The organism is Variovorax sp. 278MFTsu5.1 (assembly GCF_048305045.1).
Taxonomy (GTDB): domain Bacteria; phylum Pseudomonadota; class Gammaproteobacteria; order Burkholderiales; family Burkholderiaceae_C; genus Variovorax; species Variovorax guangxiensis.
Window position 1 is genome coordinate 2389412 of sequence record NZ_CP157622.1, and the last position, 17834, is coordinate 2407245.

Annotated in this window: 21 protein-coding genes; 14 read left to right on the plus strand and 7 right to left on the minus strand. The window is 68.6% G+C overall.

Going from position 1 to position 17834, the window contains the following annotated elements; genetic code table 11:
• Positions 1 to 128 precede the first annotated feature (128 nt).
• Complete coding sequence (locus tag ABL844_RS10785) at positions 129 to 1031, plus strand: LysR family transcriptional regulator (protein WP_418131232.1); 903 nt, start codon at positions 129 to 131, stop codon at positions 1029 to 1031.
• Here ABL844_RS10785 and ABL844_RS10790 read toward each other — a convergent pair.
• Positions 1028 to 1687 carry a glutathione S-transferase gene (locus ABL844_RS10790; RefSeq protein WP_418131233.1) on the minus strand — a complete coding sequence of 220 codons (660 nt, stop codon included), beginning with the start codon at positions 1685 to 1687 and terminating at the stop codon, positions 1028 to 1030. The two genes, ABL844_RS10785 and ABL844_RS10790, sit on opposite strands and share 4 nt — an antisense overlap.
• Before the next feature lie 69 nt (positions 1688 to 1756).
• On the opposite strand from ABL844_RS10790, the gene ABL844_RS10795 reads away from it, so the two are divergent.
• From ABL844_RS10795 to ABL844_RS10805, 3 genes are all read left to right on the plus strand, one after another.
• Positions 1757 to 2626: a helix-turn-helix domain-containing protein gene (locus tag ABL844_RS10795; protein WP_418131234.1), complete on the plus strand. Its 870-nt coding sequence runs from the start codon at positions 1757 to 1759 to the stop codon at positions 2624 to 2626.
• A 53-nt stretch (positions 2627 to 2679) separates the two neighbouring features.
• The gene (locus ABL844_RS10800; RefSeq protein ID WP_418131235.1) at positions 2680 to 3582 is read left to right on the plus strand and encodes an SDR family oxidoreductase; all 903 of its coding nucleotides are present in this window, start codon (positions 2680 to 2682) and stop codon (positions 3580 to 3582) included.
• 100 nt (positions 3583 to 3682) lie between these two features.
• Positions 3683 to 4405 (plus strand): DUF899 family protein, encoded by a 723-nt coding sequence (locus ABL844_RS10805; RefSeq protein ID WP_418131236.1) that lies wholly within the window; start codon positions 3683 to 3685, stop codon positions 4403 to 4405.
• On the opposite strand, the gene ABL844_RS10810 is transcribed toward ABL844_RS10805, so the two are convergent.
• Positions 4399 to 5007, minus strand: coding sequence for a GNAT family N-acetyltransferase (locus ABL844_RS10810; protein WP_418131237.1), 609 nt, complete (start codon positions 5005 to 5007; stop codon positions 4399 to 4401). The two genes, ABL844_RS10805 and ABL844_RS10810, sit on opposite strands and share 7 nt — an antisense overlap.
• A 101-nt stretch (positions 5008 to 5108) precedes the next feature.
• Here ABL844_RS10810 and zigA point away from each other — a divergent pair, with 101 nt between their 5' ends.
• Positions 5109 to 6302, plus strand: a complete 1194-nt coding sequence (gene zigA, locus ABL844_RS10815; RefSeq protein WP_418131238.1) for a zinc metallochaperone GTPase ZigA — start codon at positions 5109 to 5111, stop codon at positions 6300 to 6302.
• Between the two features lie 6 nt (positions 6303 to 6308).
• Here the strand turns inward: zigA and ABL844_RS10820 are convergent, their stop codons facing one another.
• Complete coding sequence (locus ABL844_RS10820; RefSeq protein ID WP_126024190.1) at positions 6309 to 6782, minus strand: Fur family transcriptional regulator; 474 nt, start codon at positions 6780 to 6782, stop codon at positions 6309 to 6311.
• A 202-nt stretch (positions 6783 to 6984) separates the two neighbouring features.
• On the opposite strand from ABL844_RS10820, the gene ABL844_RS10825 reads away from it, so the two are divergent.
• From ABL844_RS10825 to ABL844_RS10855, 7 genes are all read left to right on the plus strand, one after another.
• Positions 6985 to 8007, plus strand: a complete 1023-nt coding sequence (locus tag ABL844_RS10825; RefSeq protein ID WP_418131239.1) for a Bug family tripartite tricarboxylate transporter substrate binding protein — start codon at positions 6985 to 6987, stop codon at positions 8005 to 8007.
• Between the two features lie 135 nt (positions 8008 to 8142).
• Entirely contained in the window at positions 8143 to 8805 is a 663-nt protein-coding gene (locus tag ABL844_RS10830) for an alpha/beta hydrolase (protein WP_418131240.1), read from the plus strand.
• A gap of 30 nt (positions 8806 to 8835) precedes the next feature.
• Positions 8836 to 9153 carry a putative quinol monooxygenase gene (locus tag ABL844_RS10835; protein ID WP_132755366.1) on the plus strand — a complete coding sequence of 106 codons (318 nt, stop codon included), beginning with the start codon at positions 8836 to 8838 and terminating at the stop codon, positions 9151 to 9153.
• 137 nt (positions 9154 to 9290) lie between these two features.
• Positions 9291 to 10850 carry a glutamate--cysteine ligase gene (gene gshA, locus ABL844_RS10840; RefSeq protein ID WP_418131241.1) on the plus strand — a complete coding sequence of 520 codons (1560 nt, stop codon included), beginning with the start codon at positions 9291 to 9293 and terminating at the stop codon, positions 10848 to 10850.
• A 149-nt stretch (positions 10851 to 10999) separates the two neighbouring features.
• The gene (locus ABL844_RS10845) at positions 11000 to 11926 is read left to right on the plus strand and encodes an SDR family NAD(P)-dependent oxidoreductase (RefSeq protein WP_418131242.1); all 927 of its coding nucleotides are present in this window, start codon (positions 11000 to 11002) and stop codon (positions 11924 to 11926) included.
• Positions 11927 to 12042: 116 nt separating this feature from the next.
• The gene (locus tag ABL844_RS10850) at positions 12043 to 12462 is read left to right on the plus strand and encodes a nuclear transport factor 2 family protein (protein ID WP_418131243.1); all 420 of its coding nucleotides are present in this window, start codon (positions 12043 to 12045) and stop codon (positions 12460 to 12462) included.
• Complete coding sequence (locus ABL844_RS10855; RefSeq protein ID WP_418125279.1) at positions 12452 to 12919, plus strand: MerR family transcriptional regulator; 468 nt, start codon at positions 12452 to 12454, stop codon at positions 12917 to 12919. Before ABL844_RS10850 ends, ABL844_RS10855 begins: the two co-directional genes overlap by 11 nt.
• On the opposite strand, the gene ABL844_RS10860 is transcribed toward ABL844_RS10855, so the two are convergent.
• From ABL844_RS10860 to ABL844_RS10870, 3 genes are all read right to left on the minus strand, one after another.
• On the minus strand, positions 12906 to 13265 hold the full coding sequence (locus ABL844_RS10860) for an HPF/RaiA family ribosome-associated protein (protein ID WP_418131244.1): 360 nt from the start codon (positions 13263 to 13265) through the stop codon (positions 12906 to 12908). The two genes, ABL844_RS10855 and ABL844_RS10860, sit on opposite strands and share 14 nt — an antisense overlap.
• Before the next feature lie 102 nt (positions 13266 to 13367).
• Entirely contained in the window at positions 13368 to 13796 is a 429-nt protein-coding gene (locus ABL844_RS10865) for a CBS domain-containing protein (protein ID WP_126024199.1), read from the minus strand.
• A gap of 146 nt (positions 13797 to 13942) precedes the next feature.
• Positions 13943 to 14569, minus strand: coding sequence for a cell envelope protein SmpA (locus tag ABL844_RS10870; protein WP_369658773.1), 627 nt, complete (start codon positions 14567 to 14569; stop codon positions 13943 to 13945).
• 228 nt (positions 14570 to 14797) lie between these two features.
• Here ABL844_RS10870 and ylqF point away from each other — a divergent pair, with 228 nt between their 5' ends.
• Positions 14798 to 15754, plus strand: coding sequence for a ribosome biogenesis GTPase YlqF (gene ylqF, locus ABL844_RS10875; protein ID WP_369658772.1), 957 nt, complete (start codon positions 14798 to 14800; stop codon positions 15752 to 15754).
• Between the two features lie 12 nt (positions 15755 to 15766).
• Here ylqF and ABL844_RS10880 read toward each other — a convergent pair whose 3' ends face one another.
• Positions 15767 to 16588: a hypothetical protein gene (locus tag ABL844_RS10880; RefSeq protein ID WP_418119840.1), complete on the minus strand. Its 822-nt coding sequence runs from the start codon at positions 16586 to 16588 to the stop codon at positions 15767 to 15769.
• Positions 16589 to 16728: 140 nt separating this feature from the next.
• Between ABL844_RS10880 and ABL844_RS10885 the strand changes: the two genes are divergently transcribed.
• Entirely contained in the window at positions 16729 to 17823 is a 1095-nt protein-coding gene (locus ABL844_RS10885; protein WP_184636287.1) for a suppressor of fused domain protein, read from the plus strand.
• Positions 17824 to 17834: the final 11 nt, after the last annotated feature.

Below are 17834 nucleotides of genomic sequence, written 5' to 3' on the forward strand. Positions count from 1 at the left end.
TCTCCAGTGTTGGCTTTGCTTTTCGGAATGTCGGTCGAAGGTCTACGCCCTGGCCGCGCCGGATGCTAGAGATTCGCCGCTGTCATGAAAAGACAATAATTGGGCTTCGAAGATAACTTTTGGTTTTCATGAAACCCAACCAGCTGCATGCCTTCGTGGCCGTGGTGGAGCAGTTGAGCATCCGTGCCGCCGCGCGCGTGCTGGGCATCTCGCAGCCGGCTGTCACCAAGATCGTGCGCGAGCTGGAGCGCGAGGTCGGCGCGCCGCTGGTGGAGCGCAGCGTCAAGGGCGTGCAGCTCACCGAATTCGGCAAGGCCTTCGCGCCGCGCGCCCGGCTGCTGCTGGCCGACATGCAGCGCGCCCGCGACGAGATCGCACAGATCCGCGACGGTCTCACCGGCAAGGTGGCGCTGGCCGTCAGCACCTCCTTCGCGCTCACCGTGCTGCCGGTGGCCTTCAAGGACTTCCACGCGCGGCTGCCCGCCGTCGATGTGCAATTCAGCGAAACCGTGTTGCCCTGGATGCTAGCGCGCCTGCGCGAGGGCTCGCTCGACTTCGCGGTGGCGCACGTGGTGCCGGGCCGGCTCGATCTGCAGTTCGAGGCGATGGAGCTCTTCCCGGTGAAGCTGGTGGTGGGCCTGCGCGAGCGCCACCCGCTGCGCGCGAGCCGCTCGATCCGCGATCTCTACAAGGCCGAGTGGATCCTTCCGGGCGACGACCACTTCAGCGGCCGCGAGGCCGTGTCGCCGCTGCTGCCGCTGGGGCTGCCGCCGCCGGCGCGGGTGATCCAGGGGCAGTCGGTCACGGTGGCGCTGGCGCTGGTGGGGCAGATGGACCTTGTCGGCCTGTTCGTCGAGCCGCTGGCCACGCTGACATTCAAGCGCCACGGTATCCGCCGCGTGGAGATCGAGGAAGAGCTGCCGATGCTCAGCGTGAGCGTCATCAAGCGGCGCGGGCAGTTGCTGACGCCGGCCGCGCAGCATTTCGTCGAATGCATCCAGCGTGCCTCGGCGGCGGCGGTGGCTGCCTAGGCCTGGGCAGGAGGAAAGACCACGCCGGCCTCGCCCGACTTCCAGGGCTCGTACTTGTGCATGGCGCGCTCGAAGAGTTCCGATGCGGTCCAGCCCGAGAGCCAGGCCTGCAGGCGCGGCCAGGGCTGGGCGCCGAACCATGCCGCGTCGACCATCGCGAACTGGCGCACGAAGGGCATGAGGGCGGCGTCGGCCAGTGTCGTGCGGGTGCCGGCCAGGTTCGCCGAGGTCGAGAGCCGGGCTTCGAGATCGCGCAGGAAGGCCGCGCCACGCTCGCGTGCGGGCTCGCCGCCGTCCGCATGCCGGTCGGGGTACTTGTAGCGGTCGAGCTGAGGCTTGAAGCCCTCGTCGCAGGCGGCGACCAGCGCGAGCATGTCCTGCAGCGTGCCGGTCTCTGGCTGGAGCCAGCCGTGCGGATCGCTGCCGCGCAGCGCCCACAGCATCACGTCCAGGCTCTGCTCCAGCACCGCGCCGTCTTCGGCGACCAGCACCGGCACCGTCCCCTTGGGAGAGGCGGCGAGCATGTCGGCCGGCTTGTTCTTCAGCGCCACTTCACGCAGCTCGCACCGCTGGCCACTGGCGACCAGCGCGAGGCGGGCGCGCATCGCATAGGGGCAGCGGCGGAACGAGTAGAGAACGGGCAGGGCGGGAGGCATTCGATCCGGACAGGCGAAGCAGTCGATTTTCGGACATGCCACGGCCGTTTTTCCAGACAATCGGGCCCCATGGGTGAACGCCTCTTCCTCCGGCTCGACGACGACCCGCTGCACGGGCCGGAATCGGGTGCACCCGCCGGCACGCTGCGCGCGTTTCCGGTCGCGGCCGCGCTGCGCGGACATGTATCGCACCTCATGCTGTGCCGCGAGAGCCTTGCCGACGGCCACGAGGTACGCGAGCGGGTGTTGCCTGACGGCGCTGTGCGGCTGATCTTCAACTTCGGCGATGCGCCCTTCGTCGGGGACGAGCAGGGGCAGGCGGTGGAAGCCATCGGCGCCTCGATCACGCCGGTCATGTTGCGCATGCGGCGGAAGGTGGAGGGCCTTTCGGTCACCCTCCGCCCCGGTGCCGCCGCCGCGCTGCTGGGACTGCCGGCCGGAGAGATCGGCGGCACGGCGGTGCATCTCGACGAGCTCTGGCGTGGCGAAGGCGCGGAACTGCTCGAACGCATGACCGAAGCGCGTGACGACGCGACGCGTGTGGCACAGCTGCAGGCCGCGCTGCTGCGCAGGCTCTGCGATGACGATGCCGGGGGCAACGCTGCCGCCATTCGCGCGGCGCAACTCATCGCAGACTCCGGTGGGCGGCGCCCTTTGCGCGAGGTGGCTGCGGCCGTGGGCGTCGGAGAGCGGCGCCTGCAGCAGCTCTTCCATGCCCACGTGGGGCTTTCGCCGCGCGCCTGGAGCCGGCTCGCGCGCATGCACGGTTGCCTGCGCGCACTGCGCCAGCAGCCTTCGCCGGCCTGGGCCGAGGTGGCGCTGGAGGGCGGCTTCTACGACCAGTCGCATCTGGTCAACGAGTTCCGCGCGCTGTGCGGCGTCACGCCGACCGAGTTCCTCGACCAGGCGGTTTCGGGTTCTTCCAAGACGGCGGGTTGAGCGCTGGCTATCTTCATCCGCTCTCAGGCAAAAGGATCAAAGGAGCCATCAGGATGAACGACGAAGAAAAGACGCCAGGCCGACCGCTGAAGGACTGCGTGGCGGTCGTGACCGGCGCGAGCCGCGGCGCGGGGCGCGGCATCGCGATCGAACTGGGCGCTGCCGGCGCCACCGTGTACGTCACCGGACGCAGCACGCGCGAGCGGCCCGCCGACACCTACGGACAGCTGCTGGCCCTTTCCGACATGGCGGCGGTGCCCGGCAGCATCGACGACACGGCCGAGGAGGTCACGCGCATGGGCGGGCGCGGGATCGCGGTGCGCTGCGACCACACGAAGGAAGAGGAGGTCGCCGCGCTCTTCGCCCGGGTGGAGCGGGAGGCCGGCCGCATCGACCTGCTCGTGAACAACGCCTGGGGCGGGCATGAGACCTTCAACGGCGTGTTCGAGGCGCCGTTCTGGGAGCACCCGCTGTCGAACTGGGACTCGATGTTCGACCGCGGCGTGCGCAACCACCTGCTGGCCAGCCGCTGCGCCGCGCCGCTGATGGTGCGGGCGAAGAAGGGCCTGATCGTCACCACCACTTTCTGGGACCGAGGCCACTACATGCGCGGCAGCCTCTTCTACGACCTGGCCAAGGCATCGATGACGCGGCTGGCCTTCGGCATGGCGCAGGACCTGAAGCCGCACGGCGTGGCCTCGGTGGCGGTGTCGCCCGGCTGGATGCGCACCGAGTTCGTGCTGGCCGGCCACAAGACCGACGAGGCCCACTGGCAGCAGCGCCCCGAACTGTCGCGCACCGAGTCGCCGCGCTACGTGGGGCGGGCCATCGCGGCGCTGGCCGGCGACCCGATGGTGATGGACAGGAGCGGCGAGGTGCTGCGCGTGGGCGACCTGGCGCGCGAATACAGTTTCACCGACATCGATGGCAGGCAGGTTCCGCCTTTCGAGATGTAGCAGGCCAGGGACGGCGGCCGAAGCAGGCAAATGCTGACAGGTGCAGGCGGCCGCGCGGTGAGGAAATCTCGTTCATCGTTTGTTCTTCCGGAGGCGATCCATGGTGACCCAGACATCCCCGGCCCGGCCACAGCTCAAGCCCGCCATCGAACTGGCCAGGGCCAACCCGGTGCGCTTTCCCAACGAGAGCGCCGAATACCGCGAGGCCCGTACGGCGCTCCTGGCCGAGGAGATCGAACTGCGCCGCCACCTGGAGCGCGTGGCGCAGCAGCGGCGCGAGCTGCCGCCGGGCGGCGTGGTGCCGCAGGACTACCTCTTCGAGGGCAGGGAAGGGCCGGTTCGGCTTTCCGGGCTCTTCGGCGGGCACGGCACGCTCATCACCTACAACTGGATGTTCGGCCCGAAGCGCGAGCGCCCGTGCCCGATGTGCACTTCGCTGTTGAGCGCCTACGACGGCGAGATGCCCGACATCCTGCAGCGCGTGGCTTTCGCGGTGATCGCGACTTCGCCCATCGCCCGGATGACGGCCTTTGCCGCCGAGCGCGGCTGGCGCTACCTGCCGCTGTATTCGTCGGCGGGCAACACCTTCAACCGCGACTATGCGGGCGAGACGCCCGACAGCGGCGACAACCCCGCGTTCAACGTGTTTCGGCGCGAGAGCGACGGAACCATCCGCCATTTCTGGGCCGGCGAAATGGGCGCCGGAGCGTCAGACCCGGGGCAGGACCCCCGCGGCGCGCCCGATCCGATGCCGATCTGGAACCTGCTCGACATGACGCCCGAGGGCCGAGGGACGGACTGGTATCCGAAGCTGGCCTACTGAGCGGCCGGGGCGAGCCCGCGTACATCGATGCGGAAGCGCAGCTCCGGGGTGCCGCCAAGCGCGGGCAGCTTGACGAATTCTTCCACCAGCACGCCGCCGTTGGCGCGGATCACCTGCTGCGAGGCGATGTTGCCGGGGTCGGTCGTGATTTCCACCTGGTCGAGGCCCCTGGCGCGCGCTTCGGGCAGCAGGGCGCGCAGCGCGGCCTTGGCGTAGCCCTTGCCGCTTTTCCACGGCACCACGGCGTAGCCGATGTGGCCGAGGCAGTAGGCGGGCAGGGAGTTGGTGCCCGGCTGCCAGCGCAGCTGGATGCTGCCGCAGAACTCGCCGTCCCACATCCAGCGCCGGTAGCCCGGCAGGCGCGGCACGGTGCCGCCATCGGGCAGCGAGACGGGCGGGCCCTTGGCTTCCGGGTCGACGAGGCTGGCCAGAAAGCGCGCGGGGTCGATGCGGATCTGGGCAAGCTCTTCCAGGCCGGCCTCGGGCCGGAGGTTGTTGGGCGACCAGCCGCGCTCCAGCGCCGCAATGTAGCCGGGGAGATGTTCCCGCGAAGGCCAGACGAGCTGCAAGGGCGAGGCGGAGAAATCGGGAAGGGCGGTCATGCCGCCGATGGTAGGCGAAGGCCCCGGCGCGGCAGAAAACGCAACGCAGTTGCATTGGGTTCATATAATGCAATTCTGTTGCATATATGGAGCCGATCCCCATGGCCGACCGCCTTCCCGTTACCGTGCTCTCCGGCTTCCTTGGCGCCGGCAAGACCACGCTGCTGAACCACATCCTCCACAACCGCGAAGGCCGGCGCGTTGCGGTCATCGTCAACGACATGAGCGAGGTCAACATCGACGCGGCGCTGGTGCGCAATGGGGGTGCCGAGCTCTCGCGCACCGACGAGAAGCTGGTGGAAATGAGCAACGGCTGCATCTGCTGCACGTTGCGCGAGGACCTGCTCGTCGAGGTGCGGCGCCTGGCGAAGGAAAAGCGTTTCGACCAGCTGGTGATCGAGTCCACCGGCATTTCCGAACCCCTGCCGGTGGCCGAGACCTTCACCTTCGCCGGGGAGGACGGCAAGAGCCTGTCGGACGTGGCGCGGCTCGACACCATGGTGACGGTGGTCGACGCCTTCAACTTCCTGCGCGACTACGGCTCGCCCGACAGCCTCGGCCAGCGCGGGCAGTCGCTGGGCGACGAGGACACGCGCACGGTGGTCGACCTGCTGATCGAGCAGATCGAGTTCTGCGACGTGCTGGTGGTCAACAAGACCGACCTCGTCACGCCCGAGGAGCGCGAGCGGCTGATGGCGATATTGCGCAGCCTGAATCCGCGTGCGCGCGTCGAGGTGTCGGAGTTCGGCCGCGTGGCGCTCGACCGCGTGCTCGACACCGGCCTCTTCGACTTCGAGCAGGCCGAGCGGGCGCCCGGCTGGCTGGCCGAGCTGCGCGGCGAGCATGTGCCGGAGAGCGAGGAATACGGCATCCGCAGTTTTGTCTACCGCTCGCGGCTGCCGTTTCACCCGATGCGCTTCTGGAAGCTGGTGCAGAGCGAGTGGGAGGGCGTGGTGCGCTCCAAGGGCTTCTTCTGGCTCGCCAGCCGTGCCACGCGCGCGGGTTCGTGGTCGCAGGCCGGCGGGGCCTGCCGCTACGGCGTGGCGGGCTTCTGGTGGGCGGCGGTGCCGCGCGAGCACTGGCCGACCGATCCGGATGCGCTGGAGCTCATCCGCAAGAACTGGGACCCTGCCACCGGCGATGCCCGCCAGGAGCTGGTGCTGATCGGCATCGGCATGGACGAAGAGGCGCTGCGCGCCCGGCTGGACGCCTGCCTGCTCACCGAAGACGAGATGCGCTTCGGCGCCTCGTGGTGGCAGAACTTCCCGGATCCGTTCCCGTCCTGGAACGTCTGAGGCGCGCTATCTGGCGCAGTCGCCGCAGGTGCCGTGGAGAGTCAATGCGGTGTGGCGCGTATCGATGCCCTGCTTGCGCAGCGCTCGCCCCAACCGGCCCATCACCTTCGGTAGCTCCGGGTCGGAAGGCAGCGCCAGCACCTTGTGGCACTGGTCGCATTCGAAGGTGTTGCCCGACTCGGCCTCCACGTGGCGCGAGAAGCGGTTGACGCGGTCGGCGCCCACGCGGCGGTCGCACAGGCCGGCCTCGACCAGCCGGTCGAGCACGCGGTAGACCGTAACCCGATCGGGCGCCTCGCCGGTGGCGGCGGTGTAGGCGGCTGCCACTTCCTCGTGCGTCAGGGGTTGCGAGCTGTGCTCCAGGAGCTCGAGCACGGTCTGGGCGGCGCGCGTCACGCGCAGGCCGTTCTCGCGCAGCAGCGTTTCGCTGTCGAACGGGGCGGCGCGCGGGGGCTTCGGGTGCGAGGTCGGGGTCTTCATGAGGTCTTCTTGCGAAACGCCATTGTGTTGCATCCCGGGGCGGCAAGGGTAGGGCTGGCGGAAATGACCTGCCTGGCGATGTTCCACCCGGCCCGGGCGCATATGCCGGAATGCGCCTAAGCATCTGACGAATGGGTCGTTCGCCTGCGGGCCGCGGCGCGACAGAATCGCGCCCTTTGTCTTTTGCGATCGAAAGTCTCCCATGCGTGCCCCCTTGCGTGCCCCCTTGCGTGCCCATCCTTTTCTGTCGAAGCTGCTCAAGCCGATGCTGCTGCTGGGAGCCTTTGCTTCCTTGGCGGTGGCAGCCCAGGCGCAGCCGGCGGCTGGCGCCTATCCGTCGAAGCCCGTGCACATCACGGTGGCGAACACGCCCGGCAGCTCGCCCGACGTGCTGGCGCGCTATCTGGGGCAGCGCCTTTCGGAGCAGTGGAAGCAGCCGGTGGTCGTGGACAACCGCGCGGGCGCGGCGGGCATCCTGGCGGCCGACGGGCTTGCCAAGGCGCAGCCGGACGGCTATTCGCTGCTGGTGGGCGCCGACGGGCCCATCACCATCCTCCCCAACATCCAGGCCGGGCTGCCCTACGACGCGCGGCGCGACCTTGTGCCGGTGGTGTCTCTGGGGCAGATCGACTTCGTGCTGGTTGCCAATCCGAAGACGGGCTTTCGCACGGTGGCCGACTTCGTGCGCGCGGCCAAGGCCAGGCCGGGGCACATCAACTACGCCTCCGCCGGCAACGGCAGTCCGCAGCAGCTGAGCATGGAGCTGCTCAAGCAGAAGGCGGGCATCTACGTCACCCACATCCCTTACCGCGGCGGCCCGCTGGGCATGCAGGACGTGATCGCGGGGCAGGTCGACGTGATGTTCATCGCCGTCGGCCCCGCGCTGCCGCACATCCGCAGCGGCCGGCTGGTAGCGCTGGGCACCAGCGGCGAGAAGCGCCATGCGCTGCTGCCCGAGGTGCCGACGGTGGCCGAGAGCTACAAGGGATATCGCTCGGGCACGTGGTTCGGCCTGTTCGCGCCGGCGCGTACTTCGCAGCCGGTGCTCGATGCCATCGCCTCGGAGGCCGGTCGCATTGTGCAGGCACCGGCCGCACGCGCCGAACTGGCGGCGCAGGGCATCGAGGCCACGGGGTACGCGCAGCGCCAGTTCCAGACGCAGGTGTCGGCCGAGTACGAGCGCTATGCGCAGATCGTGAAGGCCGTGGGCATCAAGGCCGAATAGCAACGTTTCGCCCCTGGAGGTAACGGCGGGGCCGCACATCGAAACGATGTGCAAGTCGGCCTACCGGCCGTTTCGGAGTGCCGGGCCGGGATGCGCTAAGGTCCGGACATCCGTTCCTGAATACCCTTGCCGACCATGTCCCGTCCTCCCATCGAGATCGAAACCGCCCCCAACCCCACCGCCACGGTGATCGTGATGCACGGCCTCGGCGCCGACGGCAACGACTTCGTTCCCATCGCCGGCGAGCTCGACCTGTCGGCCGTGGGGCCGGTGCGCTTCGTGTTCCCCAACGCGCCCGTGATGCCCGTGACCATCAACGGCGGCTACCGGATGCCGGCCTGGTACGACATCGTCGTGCCCGACCTCGAGGCACAGGAAGACGAAGCCGGCCTGCGCCGCTCGCAGGCGACCATCGAGGCCGTCATTGCCAACGAGAAGGCCCGGGGCATCGTGGCCGGGCGCATCGTGGTGGCGGGTTTCTCGCAAGGCTGCGCGATGGCGCTGATGACCGGCCTGCGCCACACCGAGCGGCTGGCCGGCGTCGTCGGCCTCTCGGGCTACCTGCCGATCGCCGCCACCACCGCGGCCGAACGCCACGCGGCCAACCACGAGACGCCGGTGTTCCTCGCCCACGGCCGGCAGGACCCGGTGGTGCCCTACGCGGCGGCCGTGCGCACGCGCGAGGCGCTTTCCGCGCTGGGCTACGCCGTCGAGTGGCACGAATACGCCATGGCGCACTCGGTGTGCATGGAAGAAATCGCCGACCTCAACCGCTTCCTGCTGCGGGTGCTCGGCTGAGCCCGAACGAGTACGAACAAGGAGCCAGCGATGATCCTCGTCATCGGCCACGCCATGGCCAAGCCCGACACCCTGCAGGCCATGCTCGCCATCAGCACCGAACACGTGCGGCGCTCGCGCGCGGAGCCAGGCTGCATCTCGCATGAAGTCTCGACCGACGCGCAGGAGCCGCTGCGCCTGACCTTCGTGGAGCGCTGGAGCGACATGGACGCGCTGCAGGCGCATTTTCGGGTCGAGGCCTCGCGCGCCTTCGCCAAGGCGCTCTCGGCGATGGCCGAGGGCACGCCGCAGATGCACGTCTATCGCGCGGACGAGATCGACCTGTCGGCCGGCCAGGCCAGGGCCTGAATCGCGCCCGCGACGCCCACAGCTATCAAAAACATAGCGCCCGACAGGGTAGCCAGCCCAGGGATTCCCTGCACGAGCAGTGCCCGCTTGCCCGTGCTACCTTCCAGCCCCTCAGAAGATTGATGGGTCATAACAATATGAGCAACAGATTGCAGGAGAGGTTGGGTGCACTTTCAGCCACACGACTGAAGGGCATGCGACGTGGAATCGAGAAGGAAAGCCTGCGCGCGCTGCCCGACGGCAAGCTCGCGCTGACGCCGCATCCGCTGGCGCTGGGCTCCGCGCTCACGCATCCGCACATCACCACCGACTTCAGCGAATCGCAGCTCGAACTCATCACGGGCGTGCACGCCGACGTCGATTCGGCCCTCGAGGAGCTCACGCGGGTGCACCAGTTCACCTACCGCGTGCTCGACGGCCTCGGCGACGAGCGCCTCTGGGTGTCGAGCATGCCCTGCGGCCTGCCGACCGACGAGACCATTCCGATCGGCCGCTACGGCTCCTCGAACGTGGGCCGCGCCAAGAGCGTCTACCGCATGGGCCTGAGCCACCGCTACGGCCGCCGCATGCAGACGATTTCGGGCATCCACTACAACTGGTCGCTGCCCGAGGTGTCGAGCGAAGAGTATTTCGCGCTGATCCGCAATTTCCGCCGCCACGCCTTCCTGCTGCTGTACTTGTTCGGCGCCTCGCCGGCGCTGTGTTCGAGCTTCGTGGCGGGCCGCCCGCACGAGCTGCAGCCGCTGGGCGACGGCAGCATGTTCATGCCGCACGGCACCTCGCTGCGCATGGGCCGCCTGGGCTACCAGAGCGACGCCCAGGCCTCGCTGGCCGTGAGCTACAACAGCCTCGAAGGCTATGCCGCCTCGCTGCAGGACGCGCTCACGCGCCCGTGGCCGGCCTACGAGGCCATCGGCATCCGCAACCTGGGCGGCGACTACAACCAGCTCGGCACCAGCCTGCTGCAGATCGAGAACGAGTTCTACGGCACCATCCGCCCCAAGCGCGTGATCAACCCCGGCGAGCGTCCGCTGCACGCGCTGCGCGAGCGCGGCGTGGAGTACGTCGAAGTGCGCCTGATGGACCTCGACCCCTTCGAGACCGTCGGCATCAACGCGCAGACCATGCGCTTCATCGATGTGTTCCTGCTGCACTGCCTGCTGAGCGACAGCCCCGACGACACGCCGCAGGAAATCGCCGACCTCGCGCAGAACCAGCATCTCACCGCCGCGCGCGGCCGCGAGCCGGGCCTGAAGCTGCGGCGCAACGGCGCCGAGGTGACGCTAGCCGACTGGGGCCTGGAGCTGGTCGGGCAGTGCCTGCCCATCGCCGCCGCGCTCGACGCGGCGCAAGGCAGCGGCACGGCGCATGCCGACGCGGTGCGCGCCGCCGGCGCCGCGCTGCGCAACCCCGACAGCCTGCCCTCGGCCCGCGTGCTGGCGGCCATCGAGAAGGAACACGCCAACTCCTTCGTCGGCTTCGTGCGCGCCCGCTCCGAGCAGACCCGCGCCACGCTGCTGGACCTGCCGTTCTCTGCGGCGCAGCAGGCCGAATTCGAGCGGATGACGGCCGAGTCCATCCAGGAGCAGAAGCGCATCGAGGCGGCAGACACCATGCCCTTCGAGATCTACCGCGAGCAGTACGTCTCGCCCGCGCGCCTGGGCATGCCACGCAGCCGCACTCCGGTCGCTGCCTGAGCGCCGCTGACACGCTGGCGACTGGGCTCGCCGCGCCGAAGCTGCCCCGCGGCCGCTTTCTGGGGTAAAACGCCACGCTGCCGCCCGGGCAAGGCAAGCCCGGCGCGGCAACGAACAACGGCAACTCCCATGGAAGGCGACAAAGAGACATGAGCAACGGCAGCAACCTCGATTTCAAGGGCCGCGTGGCCATCGTGACCGGCGCGGGCGGCGGCCTGGGCCGCCAGCATGCGCTGGCGCTGGCCGCGCGCGGCGCGAAGGTGGTGGTCAACGACCTGGGCGGCGCGCGCGACGGCTCCGGCGGCTCGGTGAGCGCCGCGCAGGCGGTGGTGGACGAGATCAAGGCGGCCGGTGGCGAGGCGATTGCCAACGGCGCGTCGGTGACCGACTTCGAGGCGGTGCAGGCCATGGTCAAGGAGGCGGTCGACGCCTGGGGCCGCGTCGACATCCTCGTGAACAACGCGGGCATCCTGCGCGACAAGAGCTTCGCCAAGATGGACCTGGCCGACTTCAGGCTGGTGGTCGACGTGCACCTGATGGGCGCCGTGAACTGCACCAAGGCCGTCTGGGCGCTGATGAACGAGCAGAAGTACGGCCGCATCGTGATGACCACTTCTTCGTCGGGCCTGTACGGCAACTTCGGCCAGAGCAACTACGGCGCGGCCAAGCTTGCGCTGGTGGGCTTGATGCAGACGCTGAGCATCGAGGGCGCGAAGAACGACATCCGCGTGAACTGCCTGGCGCCCACGGCGGCCACCCGCATGACCGAGGACCTGTTCCCCAAGGAAATGCTCGAAGCCTTCCGCCCCGAGGCGGTGGTGCCGGCGATGCTGGTGCTGGCCGGGCAGGACGCGCCCAACCGCACCGTCCTCTGCGCGGGCGCCGGCACCTTCGAGGCCGCGCACGTCACGCTGACGCAGGGCGCCTGGCTGGGCATCGAGGCCGACACGCCGGAGCAGTTGGCGGCGCGCCTGCCGGAAGTGACCGACCGCGAAGGCGAGGTCGTGCCGCAAAGCGGCGCGGCCCAGGGCGCCAACGAAGTCGCCAAGGGCATGGCGAACGCGAAGCGGGGCTGACCACCGGTTCGGCCCGGCACCGTGTTCATGGCGCGCTTGACCTTGAGCGCACTCGAGCATTTCCAATGAATTCACCGGATCTCCGGTTCATTCATTCAAAGCAAGGAAATCGAGCCATGAACACGATCGAAAACAAGGCCCTGGTCCAGCACATCCACGACGAGCTGGACAAGGGCAACGGCCGGCCCTTCGTCGAGAGCCTCGCCGACGACGCGAGCTGGAAGCTCGAAGGCAGCACCGCCTGGTCGCGCACCTACCGAGGCAAGAAGGCGATCCGCGAGGAGCTGCTGGATCCGCTCTTCGCCCAGTTCGCCGCGCCCTACAGGAGCAGGACCGAGCGCATCATCGCCGAGGGTGACCGGGTGGTGGTGCTCTTCAGCGGCGACGTGCCCACCAAGGCCGGCAAGCGCTACAACAACCGCTATTGCTACGTCTACCGACTCGAAGGAGGCAAGGTTAAAGAGCTGACCGAATACTTCGACACCGCGCTGGTGCAGGAGGCGCTGCAGCCTCCGGCCGTTGTCCATGCCGGCTGAGGAAGCCACCAAGAGGGGCTCTCCCTTCCACATCGGCGAACTGGCCAAGCGCACAGGCCGCACGGTGCACGCCATCCGCTGGTACGAGACGCAGGGGCTCGTGCCCGGCGTGGCGCGCGACGAGGGCGGCCGGCGCCTCTATGTCGAGCTGCATGTCGGCTGGCTCGACCTGATGGAGCGGCTGCGCCGCACCGGCATGTCGATCGCCGAGATGCGCGAATACACCGCGCTCGCGCTGCAGGGCAAGACCACGCTGCGCGAGCGGCGCGACATGCTCGCCGCTCACCGCGAGCGCGTGAACGAAACCATCGCCGAGTGGAAGAGGGCGCTGTCGCTTGTCGAGCGCAAGATCGACTTCTACGACGAGTGGATGGCCAGCGGGCATCGCCCGCCGCTCATTGCCGCGGAACCCTTGCCCGCGCCGAGGAAGCGCGGAAGCGGCGCTACTCGGCGATGAAGCCTGGGTCGGTGCGGATCGAACCCCTGTCCCGGTGGTTGTGAAGCCGTCCCAGCGTGTTCTCGATCAGGCGCTTGAGCTTGTCGGAGGCGCCACGGAAAGCCTCGTCGAGGCTGGCCGCGTGCTGCGTCACCGCCAGCGGCTGGTGGTGCGCGAGGCGCGCTTCCATCACGCAGCACTTGTCGCCGCTGCCGGCCTTGTCGTGGTTCTCGTCGCTCAGGTGCACCTCGACGCGCGTCACGTCGTCGACGAAACGGCCCAGGTTCTGCTTGATCTCGGTGTCGGCCCAGCGCTCCAGCGCGTCCTTGTTGGTGATGCCGTTGCTCGTATTGACCTGTATCTGCATGCAATATCCTCGCTGGATGGATGAACGAAGGCCCACTTTGCACCGTGCGGCGCCGGGCGGGCCGTAGGTCTGGTTCCTACCCGCGCGACGGGCAGGCCCCAATCAGCTCTGGATGTAGGTGGTCAGCTGCTCGATGGTGGCTTCCTGGTCCGAGATGATGTCGTCCATCAGGTCCTGGATGGAGATCATGCCGACCACCCTGTCGCCATCGACCACCGGCAGGTGGCGGAACTTGCGCTGGCTCATGAGCGCCATGCACTCGCGGGTGCGGGTGTGCGGCGTCACGGTCATCACGTCGGGCGTCATGATCTCGCGCACCTTCATTTCCTTGGAGTTCTTGCCCTGCAGCGCGACCTTGCGGGTGTAGTCGCGCTCGGAGAGAAAGCCCACCAGCCTTTCGCCGTCCATCACCATCAGCGCGCCGACCTCGAAGCGCGCCAGGATGGAGAGCGCGTCGAACACGCTGGTGTCGGGGGAGGTGCGCCATGCCGCGGAATCATGGCGCTTGAGCAGTTCGGAGACGGGTTTCATCGTGTGCAACTCCATGAAGGGTTTTCGATTCGACCGACGCTCGGGCGCCGCACTCGCTCAAATCATAGGGGCGATGAATGACCGCGCGGCGCAAAAAACTCTAAGGGATTGCGCGTGTGTGCAAGACACGCGCAATGCGCGAGAACTTAAGGCTGCGCAGCCGCGGCCGCAGGGGTGGCGATGAACACGCGGTTCAGCGCCACTGCGTCGCCGACCACCGTCTTCACCAGGCCCTTCTCGTCGAACTGCACCTGGAACTCCGACCAGCTGTCGCGCCAGTAGCGCCACACAGGGGCGTCGAGGCTGGGGTTCTCGCTGGCTACCGGGTAGGCGATGGCCATCAGCACCTGCTCGCGGGTCATGCCGGGCATCACCTTGCCTGCGAGGATGGCCTCGCGCACCGGCGCGGGGAAGGTCGCCAGCTTCTGCTTCGGGTCGGCGGTCACCACGTAGCGTTGCGCGAAGGCCGGCAACGGGATGTTGCGGCTGTAGTCGTTCTTGATGCGCTGCTGCTTGCCGGCGAGCTCGAGGCTGAACCAGCGGAAGTCGTAGGCCGTGATGCGCGCCGGGGTGCCGACGGCGACGATGCTCGTGCCCTGCTCGTCGTAGTTGATGTCGCTGATCGAATCGCCGTAGGTGCGCATGTTGCAGCACAGGTAGCCGCTGACGAGCGGGCCGGGCGGCGGGGAGGGCCGCTGGGCATGGGCGACGGTGATGGACGCGGGCACGACGGTGGCTGCCAGCAGGGCGGCAGCGGCAAGGCGCTTGAGCATTTGTGGATTTCCCTCGGAGTTGTTGGAATCGCTGCGGGATCGCTGTCCTCGGCAGCGAAGGGATTCTAGGAGCGAACAATCCCGAAGCGGAGGCAGAATGCGCGCCTGCAGCTATCGAAAGCGTAGCAACCAGCTTGCGTTCAGGTTCCCGGTCCACAATGCGCCCCGGCGGCCCTGCCGCCCACCCGAATTCACAGAGACAGCGCGAAAAGAAAGAAGAGCCCACCGATGGCGATCCAGTGGTTCCCCGGTCACATGTATTCGACCCAGAAGGCCATCACCGAGCGGGTGAAGGACATCGACGTGGTCATCGAGCTGCTCGACGCCCGCCTGCCCGGCTCCAGCGCCAACCCGATGCTGGCCGAGCTCACGGCCGGCAGGCCCACGCTGAAGGTGCTCAACAAGCAGGACCTGGCCGACCCCGCGCGCACCGCGCTCTGGCTGGCGCACTACAACGCGCTGCCCGCGACCCGCGCCATTCCCCTCGACGCGAGCCAGACCACGCCCGCGCAGCAGATTGTGAAGGCCTGCCACGAGCTCTCGCCCAACCGGGGCGGGCTGGCCAAGCCGATGCGGGTGCTGATCTGCGGCATTCCCAACGTGGGCAAGTCCACCCTCATCAACACGCTCACTGGCGGGCGCAAGGCCAAGACCGGCGACGAGGCTGGCATCACCAAGCTCGAGCAGCGCATCACGCTGGCCGACGACTTCTACCTGTGGGACACGCCCGGCATGCTGTGGCCGCGCATCATCGTGCCCAAGAGCGGCTACAACCTCGCGGCCAGTGGCGCGGTGGGGCGCAACGCCTTCGACGAGGAGGAAGTGGCGCTGGAACTGCTCGGCTACCTCAAGGCCAACTACGCCGCCGGCTTGGCCGCGCGATTCAAGCTCGTGGAGCTCGACGCCGAGACCATGGCCGGCATGAAGGACGAAGCCCTGCTCGACACCATCGGCCGCAAGCGCGGCGCGCTGCTGGGCAAGGGCCGCGTCAACCTGCAGAAGGCCGCCGAGATCGTGATGCACGAGTTCCGCGCCGGCAACCTCGGGCGCATCACCCTCGAGACGCCCGGGGAGTTCGCCGTGTGGCTGGCCGACGGCCAGCGCGCCGACGCCGAGCGCGCGGCGAAGAAGGCCGCGCGCAAGCAGAAGGGCAAGCCGAAGGCAGAGGCGGCGCCGGAAGGCTGAATCGGCCGCGGCTCAGTCCAGCGCGAACAGCGCGGCCGCCGCCTCGTCGAGCGCCGCGACCCTGCGCGAGTCGGAGCGCGGGCCGGCCGCCTGCAGCGCGCGCTGATACATCGCCACGCGCGTGGCCGACACCGGCCTGCACAGCGGCCGCCCGCGCGTCTGCGCGATGCCGCGTCCGGGTACCACGTAGCGCCCCGGGCTGAGCCGCGCGAAGCGGATGTAGGCCTGCAGCGTGGGGAGCACGTCGGCGTGCAGCGCGTTCATGCGCTTTTCCGCCTCCTTGCCGATCTGCGCGTAGCCCTTGGCGTCCTTGGTGATGGGCAGGCCGAGGATGTCGGCCATGTCGATCTCGAAGTGCGTGAAGTCGCCGTACGGGCGCTTGCAGTCGATGACGAAGCTGCTCCAGTTCGCGTGCTGCAGCAGGCGGATGTGCTCTTCGGTCACGTCGAAGGCCGCGCGCTTCTCGAAGGGCGGCTGGAAGGCGTAGTGGCCGGCCACGAAGCTCGCGTGCAGGAAGAAGGCGGCCGCCACGTTCACGAATCGGTCGAAGACCGGCGAGCTGCCGCCGTCGAGCACGTCGCCGAACTGCTCGAGCGTCATGTCGGGCGGCACGATGGCGGGCGCGCCGGATTCGCAGCCGACCCACTCGGCGTGGCTGCGGCGGAACCAGTCGATGTCGGCCTGCGTGATCTCGATACTGCCCGGCTGGGGCGGCGCTGTCGGGGCGGATGCGGGCGCATCCTGCGACTGGCCGCAGCCCGAGGCGGCCAGCAGGGCGGTTGCGGCGCATGCGGCAGAAAGTACCAGCGCATCCCGCCGATGGAACCATCTCAATTTGTTCTCTCCAGGGAAAAGCTATCTGTCCGGCGCACGAGGATGCCATGCGGGCCTGACATCTGCCTGAGGACGGCCGGGGCATCGGGAGCGTCAGGGGCGCGGTGTAGGCTCGCCGCATCCACATCGCAAGGAGCGACATGACCGAAGCAGCGCAGGACCGAGGCAACGACGACGACGGTGACGACGAACTCTCGCCCGGCTGGGACGCCATCACCGCCGCCATGGAGCGCCTCTACCCCGGCCAGGAGCCGAAGCACTACGGCACGGTGATCAAGTGGATGCTCGGCGGGCCCGATCCGCTGGACGGCGTGAGCGTGTGGAAGCGCATGGAGCCGGTGCCGCACTGGCACTACCTGAGCTACGGGCTCAGCGAGCTCTACACCAAGGAGTCGGAGGTCGCCGAAACCAGCGGCTACGGCTTCGAACTCACTTTCCGCCTCGCCTGCGAGCCGGAGGACGAAGAACCGCCCGCATGGGCCATCAACTTCCTGCAGAACCTCGCGCGCTACGTGTTCAAGAGCGGCAACGTGTTCGACGACGGCCACTGGATGACCGCCAACGGTCCCATCGCGCTGGAGCGCGAGACGCTGATCCGCTCGATGGGCTTCGTGTTCGATCCCGAGCTGCCGGCCATCGACACGCCCCACGGCCGCGTGAGCTTCATCCAGGTCGTGGGCCTGACGGAAGACGAGGAGCGCGCGGGCAAGCGCTGGGACACGCGCCGGCTGCTCGATGCGCTGCAGCCGGCGATGCCGCTGTGGGTGACCGACCTCGGGCGGCCCTCGCTGCTCGACGATGCCGAAGTGCGCGGGCGCGTGGAGGAGGGCGCGGCGCGCGAGGGCTCGTCCAGCGGTTTTCTCTTCACCGAAGTGCTGGGCTGGGAGACGAGCAAGCGGCTGCTGCGCGCGCCGGTCACCGAGATCACGCTGGGCGCGCGGCAGGTCGACGAGCTGGTCGCGCTGCTGCCGCTGCGGCTGCCTTTCGGGCGCGACTTCCACTTCGCGAGCCGCGAGCGGGCGCTGGTTTTCGCGCACGGCGAGACCGACAGCGTTTCCGAAGAAGACGGCAAACTCACGCTGCGGCTTTCCGATGCGACGGTGCGCGAGCTGGCCCGCACGCTGAGGCCGGTCGCCGGCACCTACGAGGTGCAGGGTCTTGGCGCCGTGCGCTGGAAGGTGCAGAAGACGACAATCAGGGACCCGCAGGGGAACGTTGTCGGCACCGTAGGCTGACCGGTCATCCC